This is a genomic window from Komagataeibacter ossonobensis (assembly GCF_057359305.1).
The window spans coordinates 44201-59157 of sequence record NZ_JBXAYQ010000016.1 but is presented as its reverse complement, the minus strand read 5'-3'; the positions used below and the strand labels follow the sequence as shown (position 1 = coordinate 59157).

14 protein-coding genes and 1 pseudogene are annotated in these 14957 nt (G+C 62.3%); 8 read left to right on the top strand and 7 right to left on the bottom strand.

Annotated features, from left to right (window positions below):
* Positions 1 to 9 precede the first annotated feature (9 nt).
* The gene (locus tag AC1RQ9_RS10630; protein WP_193732827.1) at positions 10 to 729 is read right to left on the bottom strand and encodes a response regulator; all 720 of its coding nucleotides are present in this window, start codon (positions 727 to 729) and stop codon (positions 10 to 12) included.
* 82 nt (positions 730 to 811) lie between these two features.
* Complete coding sequence (locus tag AC1RQ9_RS10625) at positions 812 to 1834, bottom strand: cysteine synthase A (protein WP_193732826.1); 1023 nt, start codon at positions 1832 to 1834, stop codon at positions 812 to 814.
* A 150-nt stretch (positions 1835 to 1984) separates the two neighbouring features.
* Here AC1RQ9_RS10625 and AC1RQ9_RS10620 point away from each other — a divergent pair, with 150 nt between their 5' ends.
* A complete protein-coding gene (locus tag AC1RQ9_RS10620; RefSeq protein WP_485986846.1) occupies positions 1985 to 2395 on the top strand; it encodes a rhodanese-like domain-containing protein in 411 nt (136 codons plus the stop codon).
* Positions 2396 to 2445: 50 nt separating this feature from the next.
* Here AC1RQ9_RS10620 and AC1RQ9_RS10615 read toward each other — a convergent pair whose 3' ends face one another.
* The 3 genes from AC1RQ9_RS10615 to AC1RQ9_RS10605 form a co-directional block, all read right to left on the bottom strand.
* Positions 2446 to 3339 carry a DUF2272 domain-containing protein gene (locus AC1RQ9_RS10615; RefSeq protein ID WP_485986857.1) on the bottom strand — a complete coding sequence of 298 codons (894 nt, stop codon included), beginning with the start codon at positions 3337 to 3339 and terminating at the stop codon, positions 2446 to 2448.
* A 143-nt stretch (positions 3340 to 3482) separates the two neighbouring features.
* Entirely contained in the window at positions 3483 to 3839 is a 357-nt protein-coding gene (locus AC1RQ9_RS10610; RefSeq protein ID WP_485986845.1) for a hypothetical protein, read from the bottom strand.
* 64 nt (positions 3840 to 3903) lie between these two features.
* Positions 3904 to 5670 (bottom strand): Na+/H+ antiporter, encoded by a 1767-nt coding sequence (locus AC1RQ9_RS10605; protein WP_485986844.1) that lies wholly within the window; start codon positions 5668 to 5670, stop codon positions 3904 to 3906.
* A 281-nt stretch (positions 5671 to 5951) separates the two neighbouring features.
* Between AC1RQ9_RS10605 and AC1RQ9_RS10600 the strand changes: the two genes are divergently transcribed.
* Entirely contained in the window at positions 5952 to 6893 is a 942-nt protein-coding gene (locus AC1RQ9_RS10600) for a DnaJ C-terminal domain-containing protein (protein WP_485986843.1), read from the top strand.
* On the top strand, positions 6890 to 7219 hold the full coding sequence (locus AC1RQ9_RS10595; RefSeq protein ID WP_485986842.1) for a chaperone modulator CbpM: 330 nt from the start codon (positions 6890 to 6892) through the stop codon (positions 7217 to 7219). Before AC1RQ9_RS10600 ends, AC1RQ9_RS10595 begins: the two co-directional genes overlap by 4 nt.
* A gap of 45 nt (positions 7220 to 7264) precedes the next feature.
* Here the strand turns inward: AC1RQ9_RS10595 and AC1RQ9_RS10590 are convergent, their stop codons facing one another.
* Positions 7265 to 7669: a hypothetical protein gene (locus tag AC1RQ9_RS10590; RefSeq protein WP_485986841.1), complete on the bottom strand. Its 405-nt coding sequence runs from the start codon at positions 7667 to 7669 to the stop codon at positions 7265 to 7267.
* A gap of 239 nt (positions 7670 to 7908) precedes the next feature.
* Between AC1RQ9_RS10590 and budA the strand changes: the two genes are divergently transcribed.
* The 5 genes and pseudogenes from budA (at position 7909) to AC1RQ9_RS10565 (ending at position 14706) form a co-directional block, all read left to right on the top strand.
* Positions 7909 to 8712: an acetolactate decarboxylase gene (gene budA, locus AC1RQ9_RS10585; RefSeq protein ID WP_485986839.1), complete on the top strand. Its 804-nt coding sequence runs from the start codon at positions 7909 to 7911 to the stop codon at positions 8710 to 8712.
* A gap of 79 nt (positions 8713 to 8791) precedes the next feature.
* Positions 8792 to 10277, top strand: a pseudogene (locus AC1RQ9_RS10580) (thiamine pyrophosphate-dependent enzyme).
* Between the two features lie 204 nt (positions 10278 to 10481).
* Complete coding sequence (dld, locus tag AC1RQ9_RS10575) at positions 10482 to 12215, top strand: D-lactate dehydrogenase (protein ID WP_485986838.1); 1734 nt, start codon at positions 10482 to 10484, stop codon at positions 12213 to 12215.
* A gap of 139 nt (positions 12216 to 12354) precedes the next feature.
* Complete coding sequence (locus AC1RQ9_RS10570) at positions 12355 to 14049, top strand: alpha-keto acid decarboxylase family protein (protein WP_485986837.1); 1695 nt, start codon at positions 12355 to 12357, stop codon at positions 14047 to 14049.
* 222 nt (positions 14050 to 14271) lie between these two features.
* Entirely contained in the window at positions 14272 to 14706 is a 435-nt protein-coding gene (locus AC1RQ9_RS10565; RefSeq protein ID WP_485986836.1) for an NUDIX hydrolase, read from the top strand.
* Between the two features lie 57 nt (positions 14707 to 14763).
* Here AC1RQ9_RS10565 and AC1RQ9_RS10560 read toward each other — a convergent pair whose 3' ends face one another.
* Positions 14764 to 14949: a hypothetical protein gene (locus tag AC1RQ9_RS10560; RefSeq protein WP_485986835.1), complete on the bottom strand. Its 186-nt coding sequence runs from the start codon at positions 14947 to 14949 to the stop codon at positions 14764 to 14766.
* Positions 14950 to 14957: the final 8 nt, after the last annotated feature.

Genomic DNA, 14957 nt, shown 5'->3' with positions numbered 1-14957 from the left:
GCGGGCGGTTCAGTGACGCTCGACTTCCGATGCAAGCACATATCCACCCCCGCGCACCGTCTTGATAAGCTGCGCGTTGCGCCCGTTATCTTCCAGCTTGCGGCGCAGGCGGCTTATGGCCACGTCGATCGCCCGGTCAAACGGACCGGCTTGCCGCCCGCGCAGCAAGTCAAACAGCATGTCACGGGTCATGACGCGGTTGGCCCGTTCCAGCAGGGCCAGAAGCAGGTCGTATTCCCCGCCCGTCAACGGCACTTCCACCCCGTCGGGGTTGAGCAGCCGCCGCCGCCCGGTATCCAGTTCCCACCCGGCAAAGCGCAGCGTGTGCAGCACCGGCACGCTGCGGGGGTCGGGGGTGTCGGATGCCCGGCGCAGCACGGCGCGGATACGGGCCAGCAGTTCGCGCGGGTTGAACGGTTTGGGCACGTAGTCATCGGCCCCGAGTTCAAGGCCGATGATCCGGTCGGTATCGTCGCCCATGGCGGTCAGCATGACGATGGGCACATTGGCCTGCGTGCGCAGCCAGCGCGAGATGTCCAGCCCGCTTTCGCCGGGCAGCATGAGGTCGAGGATCACCAGCTGGTAATGCCCTTCAGCCCAGCGGCGGCGCGCCTCGTGGCCATCACGCGCGGTGGTGACGCGCAGTTCGTTGCGTTCGAGGAAGCGTGCCAGCAGGTCACGGATCTCGCGGTCATCATCAATGATCAGGATATGCGGCAGCGGGCTCATGTCGTGATCCTACATCACAAGAAAGGCGGGAACATCAGATGTTTCAATCCGTAGCAATTCCCGCCCTGTCCGGTGCGAACCCTCAGGCCAGCCAGCTGGGAACCGGCAGGTCCTTGGCACGCAGGAATTCGGGGTTGAACAGCTTGGACTGGTACCGTGCCCCCCCATCGCACAGGATGGTGACAATGCGGTGTCCCGGCCCCATGGCGCGGGCCACGCGGATGGCGGCGGCGATGTTGATGCCCGCCGAGCCACCGACCGACAGCCCTTCATGGATCAGCAGTTCATAGATCTGTTCCAGCGCTTCCGGATCGGGAATGCGTACGGCGTCATCAAAGTGCAGGCCCTCCAGGTTGCCCGTCACCCGCGACTGCCCGATGCCTTCGGTAATGGATGACCCGCTGACCGACAGGTCGCCCGACTTGACCCAGCCATACAGGCCCGACCCCTCCGGGTCGGCCAGCACGACGCGCGGCCGGGCGACATCGGCCTTTTTCGCGCAGTCCTCCAGCCCCAGCGTGACACCGGCCAGCGTGCCGCCCGTCCCGCACGAGCAGGTGAAGGCATCGATCCGGCCACCCATCTGGTCCCAGATTTCGGGGGCGGTGGTGTGGCGATGGCCTTCGCGGTTGGCGGTATTGTCGAACTGGTTGGCCCAGACGCCGCCGGTTTCCTCCGCCAGGCGGCGCGAGACATGGACGTAGTTGCCCGGATCACGGAACGGCTTGGCGGGGACCAGGCGCAGGTCGGCGCCGATCATGCTCAGGAAGTCGATTTTTTCCCGGCTCTGCGTCTCGGGCATCACGATGACCGAGCGGTAGCCGCGTGCATTGGCCACCAGCGTCAGCCCGATGCCGGTATTGCCCGCCGTTCCTTCGACAATCGTGCCGCCGGGCTTCAGCGTGCCCCGGCGTTCGGCGTCGTTGATGATGGCAAGGGCCGCGCGGTCCTTGACCGAGCCACCGGGATTCATGAATTCCGCCTTGCCGTAGATATCGCAGCCCGTTGCCTCCGATGCCCGACGCAGGCGGATCAGGGGCGTATTGCCGATGGCAGCCGGCATGTCCGGTGAGAGGGAAGAGGCGGGATTTGCACTTTCGGCCATAAGGCAGCACCTTCACTGGTCTTGGATCATATCATGCGGCACGGCGGCCGGACATGGCGGCCATGCCGGACGTGTTGCATTCCTTACTATCAGGAATGCGCGTGGCTTGGCATATCCCTAAACAGGTTTTCCCGATGAAAGGAAACAGCGATGATTGACGATATTTCCCCCGCCGCCACGTGGGGGGCTGTGCGTGGCCGCCCCAACGCCTGGCTTGTTGACGTGCGTACGCCCATGGAATGGGAACATATCGGCGTGCCGGACCTGTCGGTCGCGGGCAAGGCGCTGGTGCGTGACAGCTGGCAGCTGCCGCCCGCGGGGCAGGTCAACCCGGACTTCATCACCACGCTGGAAAAGGCGGGGATCGGCAAGACGGATGAGGTCTATTTCATCTGCCGTTCCGGCGCGCGCAGCATGGCCGCCGCGCATGCGGCGTATGATGCGGGCTATCACAATGTGCACAACGTGGCCGACGGGTTTGAGGGGCCGGAAGACGCAACCGGCAGCCGTGGCCGCCTAGCCGGCTGGCAGGCATCCGAACTGCCATGGTCACGCGGCTGATTATACGTCCGGGTCACACCCGGCGGTCATGGATCCGGCGGGTGTGATGGTTACTGGTCCGTCTGCGGTTCGCTATCGGCATCGTAGCGGACCTGCAGCACGACGCACCATGGATAGCGGGGGTCGAGGCTTTTGCCACTGTGGTCGGCCAGCCGCCCGTCACGCCCCACCGGCACGTGGGTCAGGGCGACCGCGTCGTCTATGTTGCCACCGATAATGCTGATTTCATGGTCAAAGGGCGCATCGTCATGCGGACCCGCCACCACGATGCCGCAATGGGCTGGAAAACCCTGTGGCGTGGGCAGGTCACGAAAACGCACCGACTTGCTGGCCCCGCGCCCCACACAGATCAGGTCACCCAGCTTTGGCGCATAACGGGCGGGATTGCGCGCTTTGACGCCCTTTTCCTGCCCGCTTGCGGCAGCGTTGATATAGGTGGCGTGGTTGGGAGAATAGGCAAAGCGGTCATTCGCCCCCGCCACCCGCATAACATAGGAAATGAACGCCGCCGACCAGGCGAAGCGGCCATCATGCACGAAATCGGTTATGTGGCCGTCCGCATCATGCTTGCCGTCCCATGCGATCTCGGTTTCCTGCGGGTCCTGGCCAATCCACCAGTATTCGCCCACGCGCTGCCACAGGCCGGGCGTGCGTTCGGGCTTGACCACCGGCGTGGTCGGTTCGGGGCGCAGCAGGGGATCGTCATCGCTGACCGGCTGGCCAAACAGCCGCCATTCGCGCAGGGCGATGGCCACCACGTCCTGCCGGGTAAAGGGTTCATAATTGCGCGTGGCGAAATCGGGCACATGGGTATTGACCGCCAGTGGCCCGGCCCCGGTGGCGTATTGCGCGACCGGCGTGGTCGCGCGCCGGGTATGCTGGCCCGGATCGTGGGCACAGGCGGCAAGGCAGGCCAGGGACAGGAAGGGGGCTAACTTGCGCAACATCGGCACTCCATTGCAGGCGGCGTGCCTATTCCATACGGGGTGGGCCGCCCCGGTGGAAGGGGGGGGCGGTATCGCGGCGCGGTCAGGAAAGGTGCGGACGGACAGATGTTACGGGGCGCCTGACCGATCCGTCACACCATTCAGTCATCAAACCTGTCGCCCGTATTGTTGGTGTAGCGGGTGCGCCATGCGCCTGCGGACACCATGCATTCGGCGAAATAGTGGACATGGTTGCCGCCAGCCCTGGCCGTGGCGTTGCCTGTCGCTCCGGTTGAAATGACACCCATCGAAGCCTTGGTCTGACATTTCTGATCGGCCGCCATGTAGCGGGGGTCATGTTCATCCATGGTGGCAATGTAGCCCCTGACCTGGCCATAGGGTGAATTCGCATGGATGTTGTGCTGCGGCATGCTGAAATGATGCGAACGGGCCCGGGCGCCGGGTGCAAGGATCATGGCAAGGCATAGTCCTGCAAACAGGGTGCGGAGGGGGGACATGGCAGGCTCTCCTGAAAGGTCATGCGCGGTTGTGTCGTGGGTATAGGGAGGCAGGCCGTCCGTGTCAGTGGGTCACGGCCCCGGCCATGCATTCACCTGTGGGCTGTATTGCGGTTTCATGTTTCGCGTGGGGCAGACCGTCGGGGCGGGGTAGGGAGCGTGCCTCGATCTGGAGTTCCTGTTCAATGAAATCCAGTTCCTGGTTGATGGTCCATTCGGTTTCGTCATTGATGTGCTTCTGGACCACGCGCATGTGCAGGCGTTCGCGCATGTGCCGGATGATACGGAAGCGCAGCGCCAGTTCTGCGCGTTTTTCCCGTATGGCGGTGGCGCGGATGCTGGCTTCCGCCGCGCGGGAATTGTCCAGCCTGTGTATGGTGTCCTGGTATTCATGCAAAAGGCGGCCGATGGCTTCCTGTTTCAGGTCTGCCGATTCCTTGTGATCGGGCAGTTCCTCGACTTCCTGCTGCGCCAGCAGCGCCTGTTCGGCATGCAGGGTCTCGATGGCGGTCTGCGCCAGTTCGATGCGCATCATGTCCAGTTCATGTAGGGTGGGATCTTCCTCATCCGTGTTCATGCCATGCAGCAGCGGCGGGATGGCAAGGCTGGCCAGCAGGAGCGAGCAGATGATGACGCCCGCCGCCAGCGTCACCAGCAGGTCACGCCCCGGAAAGCCCGGCCCGGACAGGGACGCCACCGGCAGCGACAGCACGGCCGCCAGCGTGATCGCCCCGCGCGTGCCTGCCACCGTCATCAGCAGCACGGTGCGTATGGACGGGATGACGGTCTTGCGATGGCGGAAATGGGCGAAAAGCCGCCGCGCGGAAATGGAAATCCAGATCCATGCGAAACGGATCAGGCTCATCATGAGCTGGATCCCCCCGATGGCCAGGATCAGGAACCACGGCGACACGCCGCCTGCGCGCGCGATTGCGGCCCCCCCGTTGACCAGGTCGGGCAGCTGCAGCCCCAGCAGCAGGAAGATCACGGCATTGAAGGTGAAGTTCACCATGTCCCACACCGTGGTGGCCTTCAGGCGTGTCTCGGTCCGGGCCTCGTTCATCACGCCGGTGAACTTGACGGTCATACCCCCCGCCACGGCGGCCAGTATGCCCGAACACTGCAGAGCATCGGCAATCAGGTAGATGCCGAACGGCAGCATCATGGCTAGCGTGATATGGGTGGGCGGGTCGTCATACCCGCGCACCAGCAGCAGGTGTTCCGCCCGGCAGGCGGCCCATGCGCAGGCAATGCCGATCAGGATGCCGCCGGTGGACATGAAGATGAAGCTGCCCAGCGCCTGCTGGAAGGAAAACAGCCCGGTCATGGCCGCCGCCACGGCGAATTTGAAGCATACCAGGCCGGATGCGTCGTTCAGCAGCGCTTCCCCATGCAGGATATGCACCACGCGCGCAGGTGCGCGGCCACCTTCGATCATGCTGCCGACCGATACCGCGTCGGTGGGCGACATGACGGCGGCAAGCGCGAAGGCCGCGGGCAGCATGATGGGCGGGATCAGCCAGTGGATGAAGTAACCACAGGCCAGCGTGGTAAAGACCACCAGTCCCAGTGCCATCATGATGATGATGTTCCGCAGTTCACCAAATTCGCGCATCGGCATGCGGTAGGCATCGGCATATAGCAGCGGCGGGATGAACAGCAGCAGGAACATGTCGGGGTCGAAGCCGATATTCAGCCCCGCCAGAGCGGCAATCGCCCCCACACCGATCTGGATCAGGGGCAGCGGCACGGGAATGCGCCCCACACGTGAAATCAGGCTGCTGATCCCGGTGACGGTCAGTAATGCAAGGGTGATGAAAACGGCATGCATCTGCAGGGAGTCTTTTTTATATTTCTATTGTTATCGGCAAATACTTCATTTTTCCTTTAATTAAAAATACAAAAAATGTTATTTCGAAGTCTCCGTTTTGTTATTTTCTTCTGCCTGCCATGCAGGAAATAAAGATTTCCCCCTGATTTCATTGACCCTGTCCCCCCCAATTCCCATTATCGGGGTAAGAGGGGCCGCAAGGTCGTATTCATGATGTTCGGGACGATAACGGGCGTGGCACAGGCCGGGCTGGCATGTTCCGACGGAGGGATGATTTTTAAGTGAGCAAGGATCCATACGAAGTACTCGGCGTCGCCCGCACGGCAAGCCAGGATGACATCCGCAAGGCCTATCGCAAGCTGGCCAAGAAGTACCATCCTGACCTCAACCCCGGCGACAAGGTGGCGGAAGAGAACTTCAAGGCCGTGGGCGCGGCCAATGCCCTGCTGTCGGATGAGCAACAGCGCGCCCGCTTCGACCGTGGCGAAATCGACGCCGCCGGACAGGAAAAGGGTTACGGGTTTGGTGGCGGCCGTGGCGGCTACCGCGATCATGCCGAAGGGGCGCAGGGCTTCAATTACGGCGGCGGCCAGTTTTCGGAAGATGATCTGGGCGATATTTTCGGCACCATGTTCGGTCAGGGTGGTGGAGCCGGGTTTGGCGGCGGGTTCCGTCGCAGGCCGCAGGGCCCGCAGCCGGGGGCTGACCGGCAGTACGCGCTGACCGTCAGCTTCCTCGATTCCGTCAATGGCGGCACGTCGCGCATCACCCTGCCCGGTGGGGCGCAACTGGATGTGAAGATCCCCGCCGGCATTACCGATGGCCAGGTCATGCGCCTGCGTGGCAAGGGGGATCCGGGCGTGCAGGGCGGCCCCGCCGGCGATGCGCTGATTACCATTACCGTCACCCCGGACAGCACCTACACCCGCGATGGCAACGATATCCGCATGTCGCTGCCGGTGGACCTGAAGACGGCGGTGCTGGGTGGCAGCATCACCATTCCCACGCCCGCGGGATCGGTAAAGATGAACGTCCCACCCCATTCCGACAGTGGCAGCGTGCTGCGCCTGCGCGGACGCGGGGTCAAGGCGCATGGCAAGCAGGAAGCGGGCAACCTGTATGTCAAGCTGGTCGTGACCATAGGCAAGGTGGACCCCGCCCTTGAAGCCTTCCTGAAAGGCACGACGGATGAGGCGAAGGAGCCTGGGAAGGACAAGGCATGATCACGCTCGAAACCCTGTGCATGCGTATCGGCAACGTGCCACAGGACGAGGTGCTGGGCTGGATCGACAGTGACTGGCTACGGCCGGAAGGCGGACGCGGGCACTACCTGTTCCGTGAGATTGACGAGGCCCGCGCCCGGCTGATCCTTGAACTGCGCGATGACATGGGGATCAACGCGGACGGGATGCCTGTGGTCCTGTCGCTGCTGGACCAGCTTTATGCCGCCCGGCGCCAGATGCTGCGCCTGCGTGAGGCCCTGAGCATCCCGCGTGAAAACGAACTGCGCAGCAGGCTGCGCGCCCTGCTTGCCAGTACGCATGACTGATCGTATGGCCCCCATGCCCGGACCGGCATGGGGGTATTTTTTCACTTAATCCGCGCGGCTGAGCGGCAGGTCCAGTTTCTGGCCCGGCTTGGTGCCCTGCATCTGCAGGTCGGCGGCGTTGGGGGATGTCAGGCGGAAAACCGCGCGCGGGTTGTCATCAACCGATCGCAGCGACGTGTCGTCCTGAACCTTCATTTCAATGGTGCGCCCGGTCAGGCCGGTAATCTTGCCCAATGCGTCGGGCAGGCGGAGGTACAGCCTGGCCGCCGGGCCAAGCGCCTTGTTGGCGCTGATGGTGACGGGCTTGAGACCCAGCGCCGTCCAGTCCCCGGTATAGGCCCCCGGACCATACGGGGGCTTGGGGTCCGTGCCATCGGCGCGGGCGATCGTGCTGCCCCCGATAACGCCACCCAGGGCCAGTGCGGCAAGTGCCATGTGGAATGGTTTCATCAATCCGGTCTTCCTGATCTTATTTCGACTGCCACAATGGCAGGCACGCGCTGCCTTGGGCAAGCGCGGGGGCTGCACGCCAGTCCAGACAGGGCGGGACAGGACCATCCCTTTCCATATTTTTTATATATGGAAATCGCCTTGAATATATATTGGACGTAAGGACCCGCCTGCTTCACCATCCTTGGGCAATCACACATGACCGGGAAGTGCGGCGCCCAGGTGCGTGCTGTCACCCGATGCAGGAGACTCAGGTCTTGAAGCTGAAATGCTATTCGGTAGGCGATGTCGACACCCGCTCCAGCGCCGCGGATGCGACCGGCGTGCGTCCGCGCATGAACCGCCTGTACCAGACGTCCACCATGGCCGCGCTGCTTGACGCGGTGTACGATGGGGAAACCACGCTTGACGAACTGCTGATGCACGGCAATTTCGGGCTGGGCACGTTCAACGGGCTGGATGGCGAGATGATCGTCAATGACAGCGTGATCCACCAGTTCCGTGCCGACGGGCAGGCCGGTCGCGTGCCCGGTGATCTCAAGACTCCGTTCGCCTGTGTCACCTTCTTCAACCCGGAGAAGGAATACATGATCGACACGGCGCAGGACAAGGAAGGCTTCGAGGCGATTGTTGACCAGCTTGTCAACAACCCCAACCTGTTCGCCGCCGTACGCTTTACCGGCATGTTCGAACGGGTCGAGACCCGCACCGTGTTCTGCCAGTGCCGTCCCTATCCGCCCATGCTGGAAGTGGTGGCCCGCCAGCCGACCATGCAGCTGGGTGCCGCCACCGGCACCATGCTCGGCTTCCGCACGCCGGGCTACATGCAGGGCGTGAACGTCGCGGGCTACCATCTGCACTTCCTGACGGAAGACGGGCGGCGCGGCGGCCATGTGACCGATTACGGCGTGCTGAAGGGCAAGCTGGAAGTCGGCGTGATTTCCGATGTGGAAATCCAGCTGCCCCGCACGGAACAGTTCGCACGCGCCAACCTGTCCCCCGAAAACATTCACGAAGCCATTCGCGTGGCTGAAGGCGGCTGAGGGGTTTCCCCTCCCGCTCCCTTGGATTGACCGTCCGCGCCCTGGCTGCGGCGCCTACCCGTTCAGGATATCTGAAATAATGACCGACAAGAACAAACCTGCCGCGCCTGAGTGCGGGGCGGACATGATCGTGCGCAACCTGGTCGCACACGGCACGACCCACGTATTCGGCATTCCCGGTGCGAAGGTGGACCGTCTGTTTGACGCGCTGGTGGACAGCCCCATTGAAACGGTGGTGACCCGGCACGAACAGAACGCCGCCTTCATCGCCGGTGGCATTGGCCGCCTGACCGGCAAGGCGGGTGTTGCCATCGCCACGTCCGGCCCCGGTGCATCCAACTTCGTGACCGGGCTTGCCACCGCCAATTCCGAAGGCGATCCGGTGCTGGCCATTGGTGGCGCGGTGAAGCTGGCTGACCGGCTGAAGCTTACGCACCAGAGCATGGACACCGTTGCCCTGTTCCAGCCGATTACAAAATACAGCGCGGAAATCACATCTCCCGCCGCCGTATCGGAATGCATTTCCAACGCGCTGCGCTTTGCCGAAGGTGGCCGTCCGGGCGCGGCCTTCGTCAGCACGCCCATGGATATCCTGTCCATGCCGGCCGAAGGCAAGGTGCTGTCGGGCCGCAAGGTGCCCACCGCCGGTGCTGCCCCCGCTGAAGCCGTGAACGAGGCGCTGGCGCTGGTGCGCAAGGCGCAGCGTCCCGTCATCCTGCTGGGCCTGCTGGCCAGCCGCCCCGATGTGGCCGACGCCGTGCGCGCGCTGGTCGCGACCACGGGCGTGCCGGTTATCGGCACCTATCAGGCCGCGGGCGCGGTGTCGGAAGACCTGTCAGACCGTTTTGGCGGCCGTGTCGGCCTGTTCCGCAACCAGCCGGGCGACCAGTTGCTGCATGAGGCGGATCTGGTGATCTCGATCGGCTACAACCCGATCGAATATGATCCGTGGCTGTGGAATGTCGATAACGGTCGCAAGATCGTCCATGTTGATGTCGTGGCCGCCGAACTGGACACGCATTACGACCCGGCGGTTGAGCTGGTTGGCGATATCGCCGCATCGGTGCGCGCCCTTGCGGCACAGGCGGGCAAGCTGCCGCGCACGCCAGATGCTGATCAGCAATGGCCAGCAGACCATGGGTGTCGGCCTGCCGTGGGGCATTGCCGCAAGCCTGGTCAACCCGGCGCAGAAAGTGATCTCCATTTCTGGCGATGGCGGCTTCATGATGTCGTGCATGGAACTGGAAACGGCAGTGCGGCTGAAGTGCAACCTGATCCACATGGTCTGGGTTGATCAGGCCTACAACATGGTCGAGATGCAGGAAAAGAAGAAGTACGGTCGTGGTTCCGGCGTGGAATTCGGGCCGATCGACTTCGCCATGTTCGCGCGTGCCTGCGGGGCGCACGGCATTTCGGTGCAGTCCGCCGACGGGATTGCCAGCGCAATGCGCGAAGCCATGAAAATCGAAGGCCCGGTCGTGATTTCGGTGCCGGTTGACTATTCCCAGAATCACCTGCTGATGAAGCCGCTGGCGACACTGGGCGAGACGTCGGCCGCCGCGTAAAACCGGCCACATGCGTGAGGAAAACGGCCCGCCACGCCCTGACCGGCGAGCGGGCCGTTCTGTTTGGACATGTGACGTCGGCATTTTATGCGCACGTCGACCGATGCGGAACATGCCAGACTGTAAAACGCCATTTTGGAAATGCGGCATGGCCCGAGCACAGGCCGCCAGCAGGTTCAAAAATGGGATTGGGGAACAAATAAAATGCTGAAAGCGGCACGGGACATGTCATCTACTGCGGGCGCACAACTGGTTACGGAACTTCAGCAGGTCGTGGGGCACCACCATGTGCTGACCGAAGACGGGGCGACCCTGCCGTACCGCCGGGGGTTCCGTTTTGGCGAGGGCCGTGCGCTGGCGGTGGTCATGCCCGGTTCGCTGGTGGAACAGTGGCGTGTGCTGCAGGCCTGCGTGAAGGCGGGCGTGATCGTGATCATGCAGGCGGCCAATACCGGGCTGACCGGTGGCTCCACGCCTGATGGCAATACCTATGACCGTGACGTGGTGATCGTGCACAGCATGCGCATGCGCGCGATCCACCTGATTGGCGAAGGCAAGCAGGTCGTGTGCCTGCCCGGCGCCACGCTGGACCAGCTTGAAAACATGCTCAAGCCCATCGGGCGTGAACCGCATTCGGTCATCGGGTCGTCGTGCATCGGCGCGTCAGTGTTCGGCGGTGTCAGCAACAATTCCGGTGGGGCGTTGGTGCGCCGTGGCCCGGCCTATACCGACATGGCGCTGTTCGCGCAGGTGTCGGACAAGGGCGAACTGCAGCTGGTCAACCACCTCGGCATCGAACTGGGCAGCAACCCTGAGGAAATCCTGAAGCAGGCGGAGGAAGGCAACTTCCCCGAATCCAGCATCAACTGGAACGCAGGCCGCGGGCATGATGATGATTATGCCCGGCATGTGCGTGACGTGAATGCCGACACACCCGCCCGCTATAATGCCGACCTGCGCCGCCTGCATGAAGGGGCTGGCTGTGCGGGCAAGCTGGGGCTGTTCGCCGTGCGTCTGGATACGTTCGAGGCGGAAAAGGACCCCGTCGTCTTCTATATCGGCACCAACCAGACCGATGTGCTGGAAGACGTGCGCCGCCATATCCTGTCATCCTTTGCCGAACTGCCGATCGCGGGGGAATACCTGCATCGCGACGCATTCAACATCGCCGAGAAATACGGCAAGGACACGTTCGTCATCATCCGCATGATCGGCACGAAGCGCCTGCCGGCCATGTTTGCGATGAAGAATGCGTTCGACCGCATCGCGGACCGGATCGGCTTCCTGCCCAAGCATTTCAGCGACCGGTTCATGCAGTTCATGAGCCATTTCTTCCCGCAGCACCTGCCCGCGCGCATGCGCGACTACCGTGATCGCTTCGAGCATCACCTCATGCTCAAGGTCAGCGCATCGGGCGCGCAGGAGGCACGGGATTTCCTGAAAAGCCATTTCGCGACGCATGAGGGCGATTTCTTCGAATGCACCCCCGATGAGGGATCGAAGGCGTTCCTGCACCGCTTTGCCGCCGCGGGTGCCGCCGTGCGGTACCGCAACGTCCATACCGACACGACCGAGAACATCGTGGCGCTGGACGTGGCCCTGCGCCGCAATGACCAGAACTGGTTCGAGGTGCTGCCCAGGGACATCAATGACGAGATCATCGTCAAGCTGTACTACGGTCATTTCCTGTGCCACGTGATGCATCAGGATTACGTGGTCAAAAAAGGGTATGACTGCATGGCGCTGGAACACCGCATGCTGCCGCTGCTGGACAGGCGTGGCGCGCGGTACCCGGCGGAACATAATTTCGGGCACCTGTATGCGGCACCCGATGACGTGCTGGCGCATTACCGCCAGCTTGATCCATGCAACTGTTTCAATCCGGGCATTGGTCAGGCCACCAAGCGCCGGAACTGGGTTGCCGAAAGTGTAGGGTGAGTCGCTGGCCGCACATGCGGCCGCCCCTGCTGTCCTTTCGGCATGATGGCCCGGTTGCGGGCCATCCATGTGGTTCCCCCCAGATGGGGAAAGGGCGCGGTACTGCGCGCCCCCACACAAGGGAAGGAAAGTCGAAATAATGACGTATACAGTTGGCCATTACCTTGGTGAACGCCTGGCGCAGATCGGGCTCAAGGATCATTTCGCGGTCGCGGGCGACTATAATCTTGTCCTGCTTGACCAGCTTCTTGAAATTGACGGCCTGCGGCAGGTTTATTGCTGTAATGAACTGAATTGTGGTTTCAGCGCGGAAGGCTATGCCCGTGCAAACGGGGCGGGTGCCGCTGTTGTCACCTTCAGCGTGGGGGCGCTGTCGGCGCTGAACGCCATTGGGGGCGCGTATGCGGAAAACCTGCCGGTCATCCTGATTTCGGGCGCGCCCAATTCCAACGATCATGGCAGCGGGCATATCCTGCACCATACCATTGGTACACCGGATTACGGCTATCAGCTTGAAATCGCCAGGCGCCTGACCTGTGCGGCGGTCTCGATCACGTCGGCGGAGGATGCGCCTGTGCTGATCGACCATGCCATCCGCACTGCGCTGCGTGAAAAAAAGCCGGCCTATATCGAAATCGCGTGTAACGTCGCACCCATGCCGTGCCCGCGTCCCGGCCCGGTTGGCGCGATCCTGGCGGATGCGCCGTCCGACCCGGAAACGCTGAAACTGGCGATTGACGAACTGGCCGACTTCATTGCCGCGCGCAAGAAGCCGATCATGCTGGTGGGCAGCCGCCTGCGTGCCGCAGGTTGCGAGGAGGCAGCCATCCGCCTGGCTGATACGCTGGGTTGCGCCGTGACCTCCATGGCGGCCGCCAAAAGCTTCTTCCCCGAGGATCATCCGGCCTATGCCGGAACATACTGGGGGGATGTCAGCAGCCCCGGCGCACAGCAGATCTTTGACTGGGCGGATGGCGTGCTGTGCCTGACGCCGGTGTTCAATGATTATTCCACCGTTGGCTGGACCGCGTGGCCCAAGGGCGACAACGTGGCGCTGATGGACGGACGGCATATCGCGGCCGGTGGCAAGGCGTTTGACGGCGTGCACCTGCGTGACGTGATCGAGGGTCTGATCGAACGGCTGAAGGGCCAGCCGAAAAAGGATGCGACGCTGGTTGAATACCGCCGCATCAAATCCCCCGAAGCACCGGTGGTCGCAGCCGACCCCAAGGCGCCGCTGGTCCGCGCCGAAATGGCCCGCCAGATCCAGGGCCTGCTGACATCCGACACGTCTGTCATCGCCGAGACCGGGGATTCCTGGTTCAACGCCATGCAGATGAAGCTGCCGCATGGCGCGCGCGTGGAACTGGAAATGCAGTGGGGCCACATTGGCTGGTCCGTGCCCGCTACCTTCGGTTATGCCGTAGCCGCGCCGGAACGCCGGATCATTGCCATGATTGGTGACGGGTCATTTCAGCTGACGGCGCAGGAAGTGGCCCAGATGGTGCGGCTGAAGCTGCCGGTGATCATCTTCCTGATCAATAACCGTGGTTACACCATCGAAGTCCAGATTCATGATGGCCCGTACAATAACGTCAAGAACTGGGATTATGCCGGGCTTATGAACGTGTTCAATGCGGAAGATGGTCATGGCAAGGGCTTCCGCGCCACGACTGGCGCTGAAATGGAAAAGGCCATTGCCGCAGCCGTTGCGAATAAGGAAGGTCCGACCCTGATCGAATGCGTGATCGATCGTGACGATTGCACCAGCGATCTGATTTCGTGGGGTCGCCGCGTTGCAACCGCCAATGCCCGGCCGCCTGCCGCGCGCTGATTACCAACGGCCGTAATGACCGTATCGGGATGATATGGGGGTGCCTTCGGGTGCCCCCTTGTCGTATGGGATGCATTTTTTAGAGGCTGTTTTAAAAGTCGGCAGATCATTAAGAAGTTTTTGGTGCCCTTTTTTGCAAAAAGGGGCACCAAAAAACTTTTATTATTTTATTATCAACCGGTTCTTTTGAAGAAATTTCTTAAAATAGGAAGACGTAAGAATATGACAGCAATAACCGGCCCACGCGTGGGATGTGGGGCAGCCATTGTGGATGAAAAGGGCCGTATCCTGCTGCTGCGACGCCTGAAACAGCCAGAGGCCGGATGCTGGGGACTGCCCGGGGGCAAGGTGGATTCATACGAAACCACGACCCACGGAACGGAGCGTGAAATTGCGGAGGAACTGGGCATCACCATTCAGGCCCGTGACCTGCTATGCCTTGTGGAGCAGATGGACGCCGATGCCGGGTATCACTGGATTTCGCCCGTGTATCTGGTCACGTCGTGGCAGGGTCTGCCAACCCTTATGGAACCAGAGAAACATGAAGGTCCGCGGTGGTATGCACTGGATGCGTTACCTGCTGACCTGACTGAACCGACCCGCCATGCGCTGAAGGCCCTTCAGGCAAGATCGGCACAAAATAATATCAAAGTTTGATTTTTATCGTGGCCGGTATGCTGGTTGTGCGGCCAAATGATCACACGGTGCAGGTGATCAGGTGTTGTCGGTCGGAATATTCAGCGTGCGGGCATAATCGCGCAGGGCGCGGCGGTGACGGGAATAGATCATCCGTGTGGTCTGCGACCGGGTCGGGATTTCATCAGTGGCTACGGACAGCCCGGCGGCGACGACAGAGGATGCTGCCGGGGACGAAGTGATCGTGTCAACTGCAGGGGTCATTGCTGGTT

What these genes read in the sequence shown, in the direction of transcription:
- AC1RQ9_RS10630 (WP_193732827.1), bottom strand. Translation starts at nt 729, where the DNA reads ATGAGCCCGCTGCCGCATATCCTGATCATTGATGATGACCGCGAGATC.
- AC1RQ9_RS10625 (WP_193732826.1), bottom strand. Translation starts at nt 1,834, where the DNA reads ATGGCCGAAAGTGCAAATCCCGCCTCTTCCCTCTCACCGGACATGCCG.
- AC1RQ9_RS10620 (WP_485986846.1), top strand. Translation starts at nt 1,985, where the DNA reads ATGATTGACGATATTTCCCCCGCCGCCACGTGGGGGGCTGTGCGTGGC.
- AC1RQ9_RS10610 (WP_485986845.1), bottom strand. Translation starts at nt 3,839, where the DNA reads ATGTCCCCCCTCCGCACCCTGTTTGCAGGACTATGCCTTGCCATGATC.
- AC1RQ9_RS10605 (WP_485986844.1), bottom strand. Translation starts at nt 5,670, where the DNA reads ATGCATGCCGTTTTCATCACCCTTGCATTACTGACCGTCACCGGGATC.
- AC1RQ9_RS10595 (WP_485986842.1), top strand. Translation starts at nt 6,890, where the DNA reads ATGATCACGCTCGAAACCCTGTGCATGCGTATCGGCAACGTGCCACAG.
- AC1RQ9_RS10590 (WP_485986841.1), bottom strand. Translation starts at nt 7,669, where the DNA reads ATGAAACCATTCCACATGGCACTTGCCGCACTGGCCCTGGGTGGCGTT.
- budA (WP_485986839.1), top strand. Translation starts at nt 7,909, where the DNA reads ATGCAGGAGACTCAGGTCTTGAAGCTGAAATGCTATTCGGTAGGCGAT.
- dld (WP_485986838.1), top strand. Translation starts at nt 10,482, where the DNA reads ATGCTGAAAGCGGCACGGGACATGTCATCTACTGCGGGCGCACAACTG.
- AC1RQ9_RS10570 (WP_485986837.1), top strand. Translation starts at nt 12,355, where the DNA reads ATGACGTATACAGTTGGCCATTACCTTGGTGAACGCCTGGCGCAGATC.
- AC1RQ9_RS10565 (WP_485986836.1), top strand. Translation starts at nt 14,272, where the DNA reads ATGACAGCAATAACCGGCCCACGCGTGGGATGTGGGGCAGCCATTGTG.
- AC1RQ9_RS10560 (WP_485986835.1), bottom strand. Translation starts at nt 14,949, where the DNA reads ATGACCCCTGCAGTTGACACGATCACTTCGTCCCCGGCAGCATCCTCT.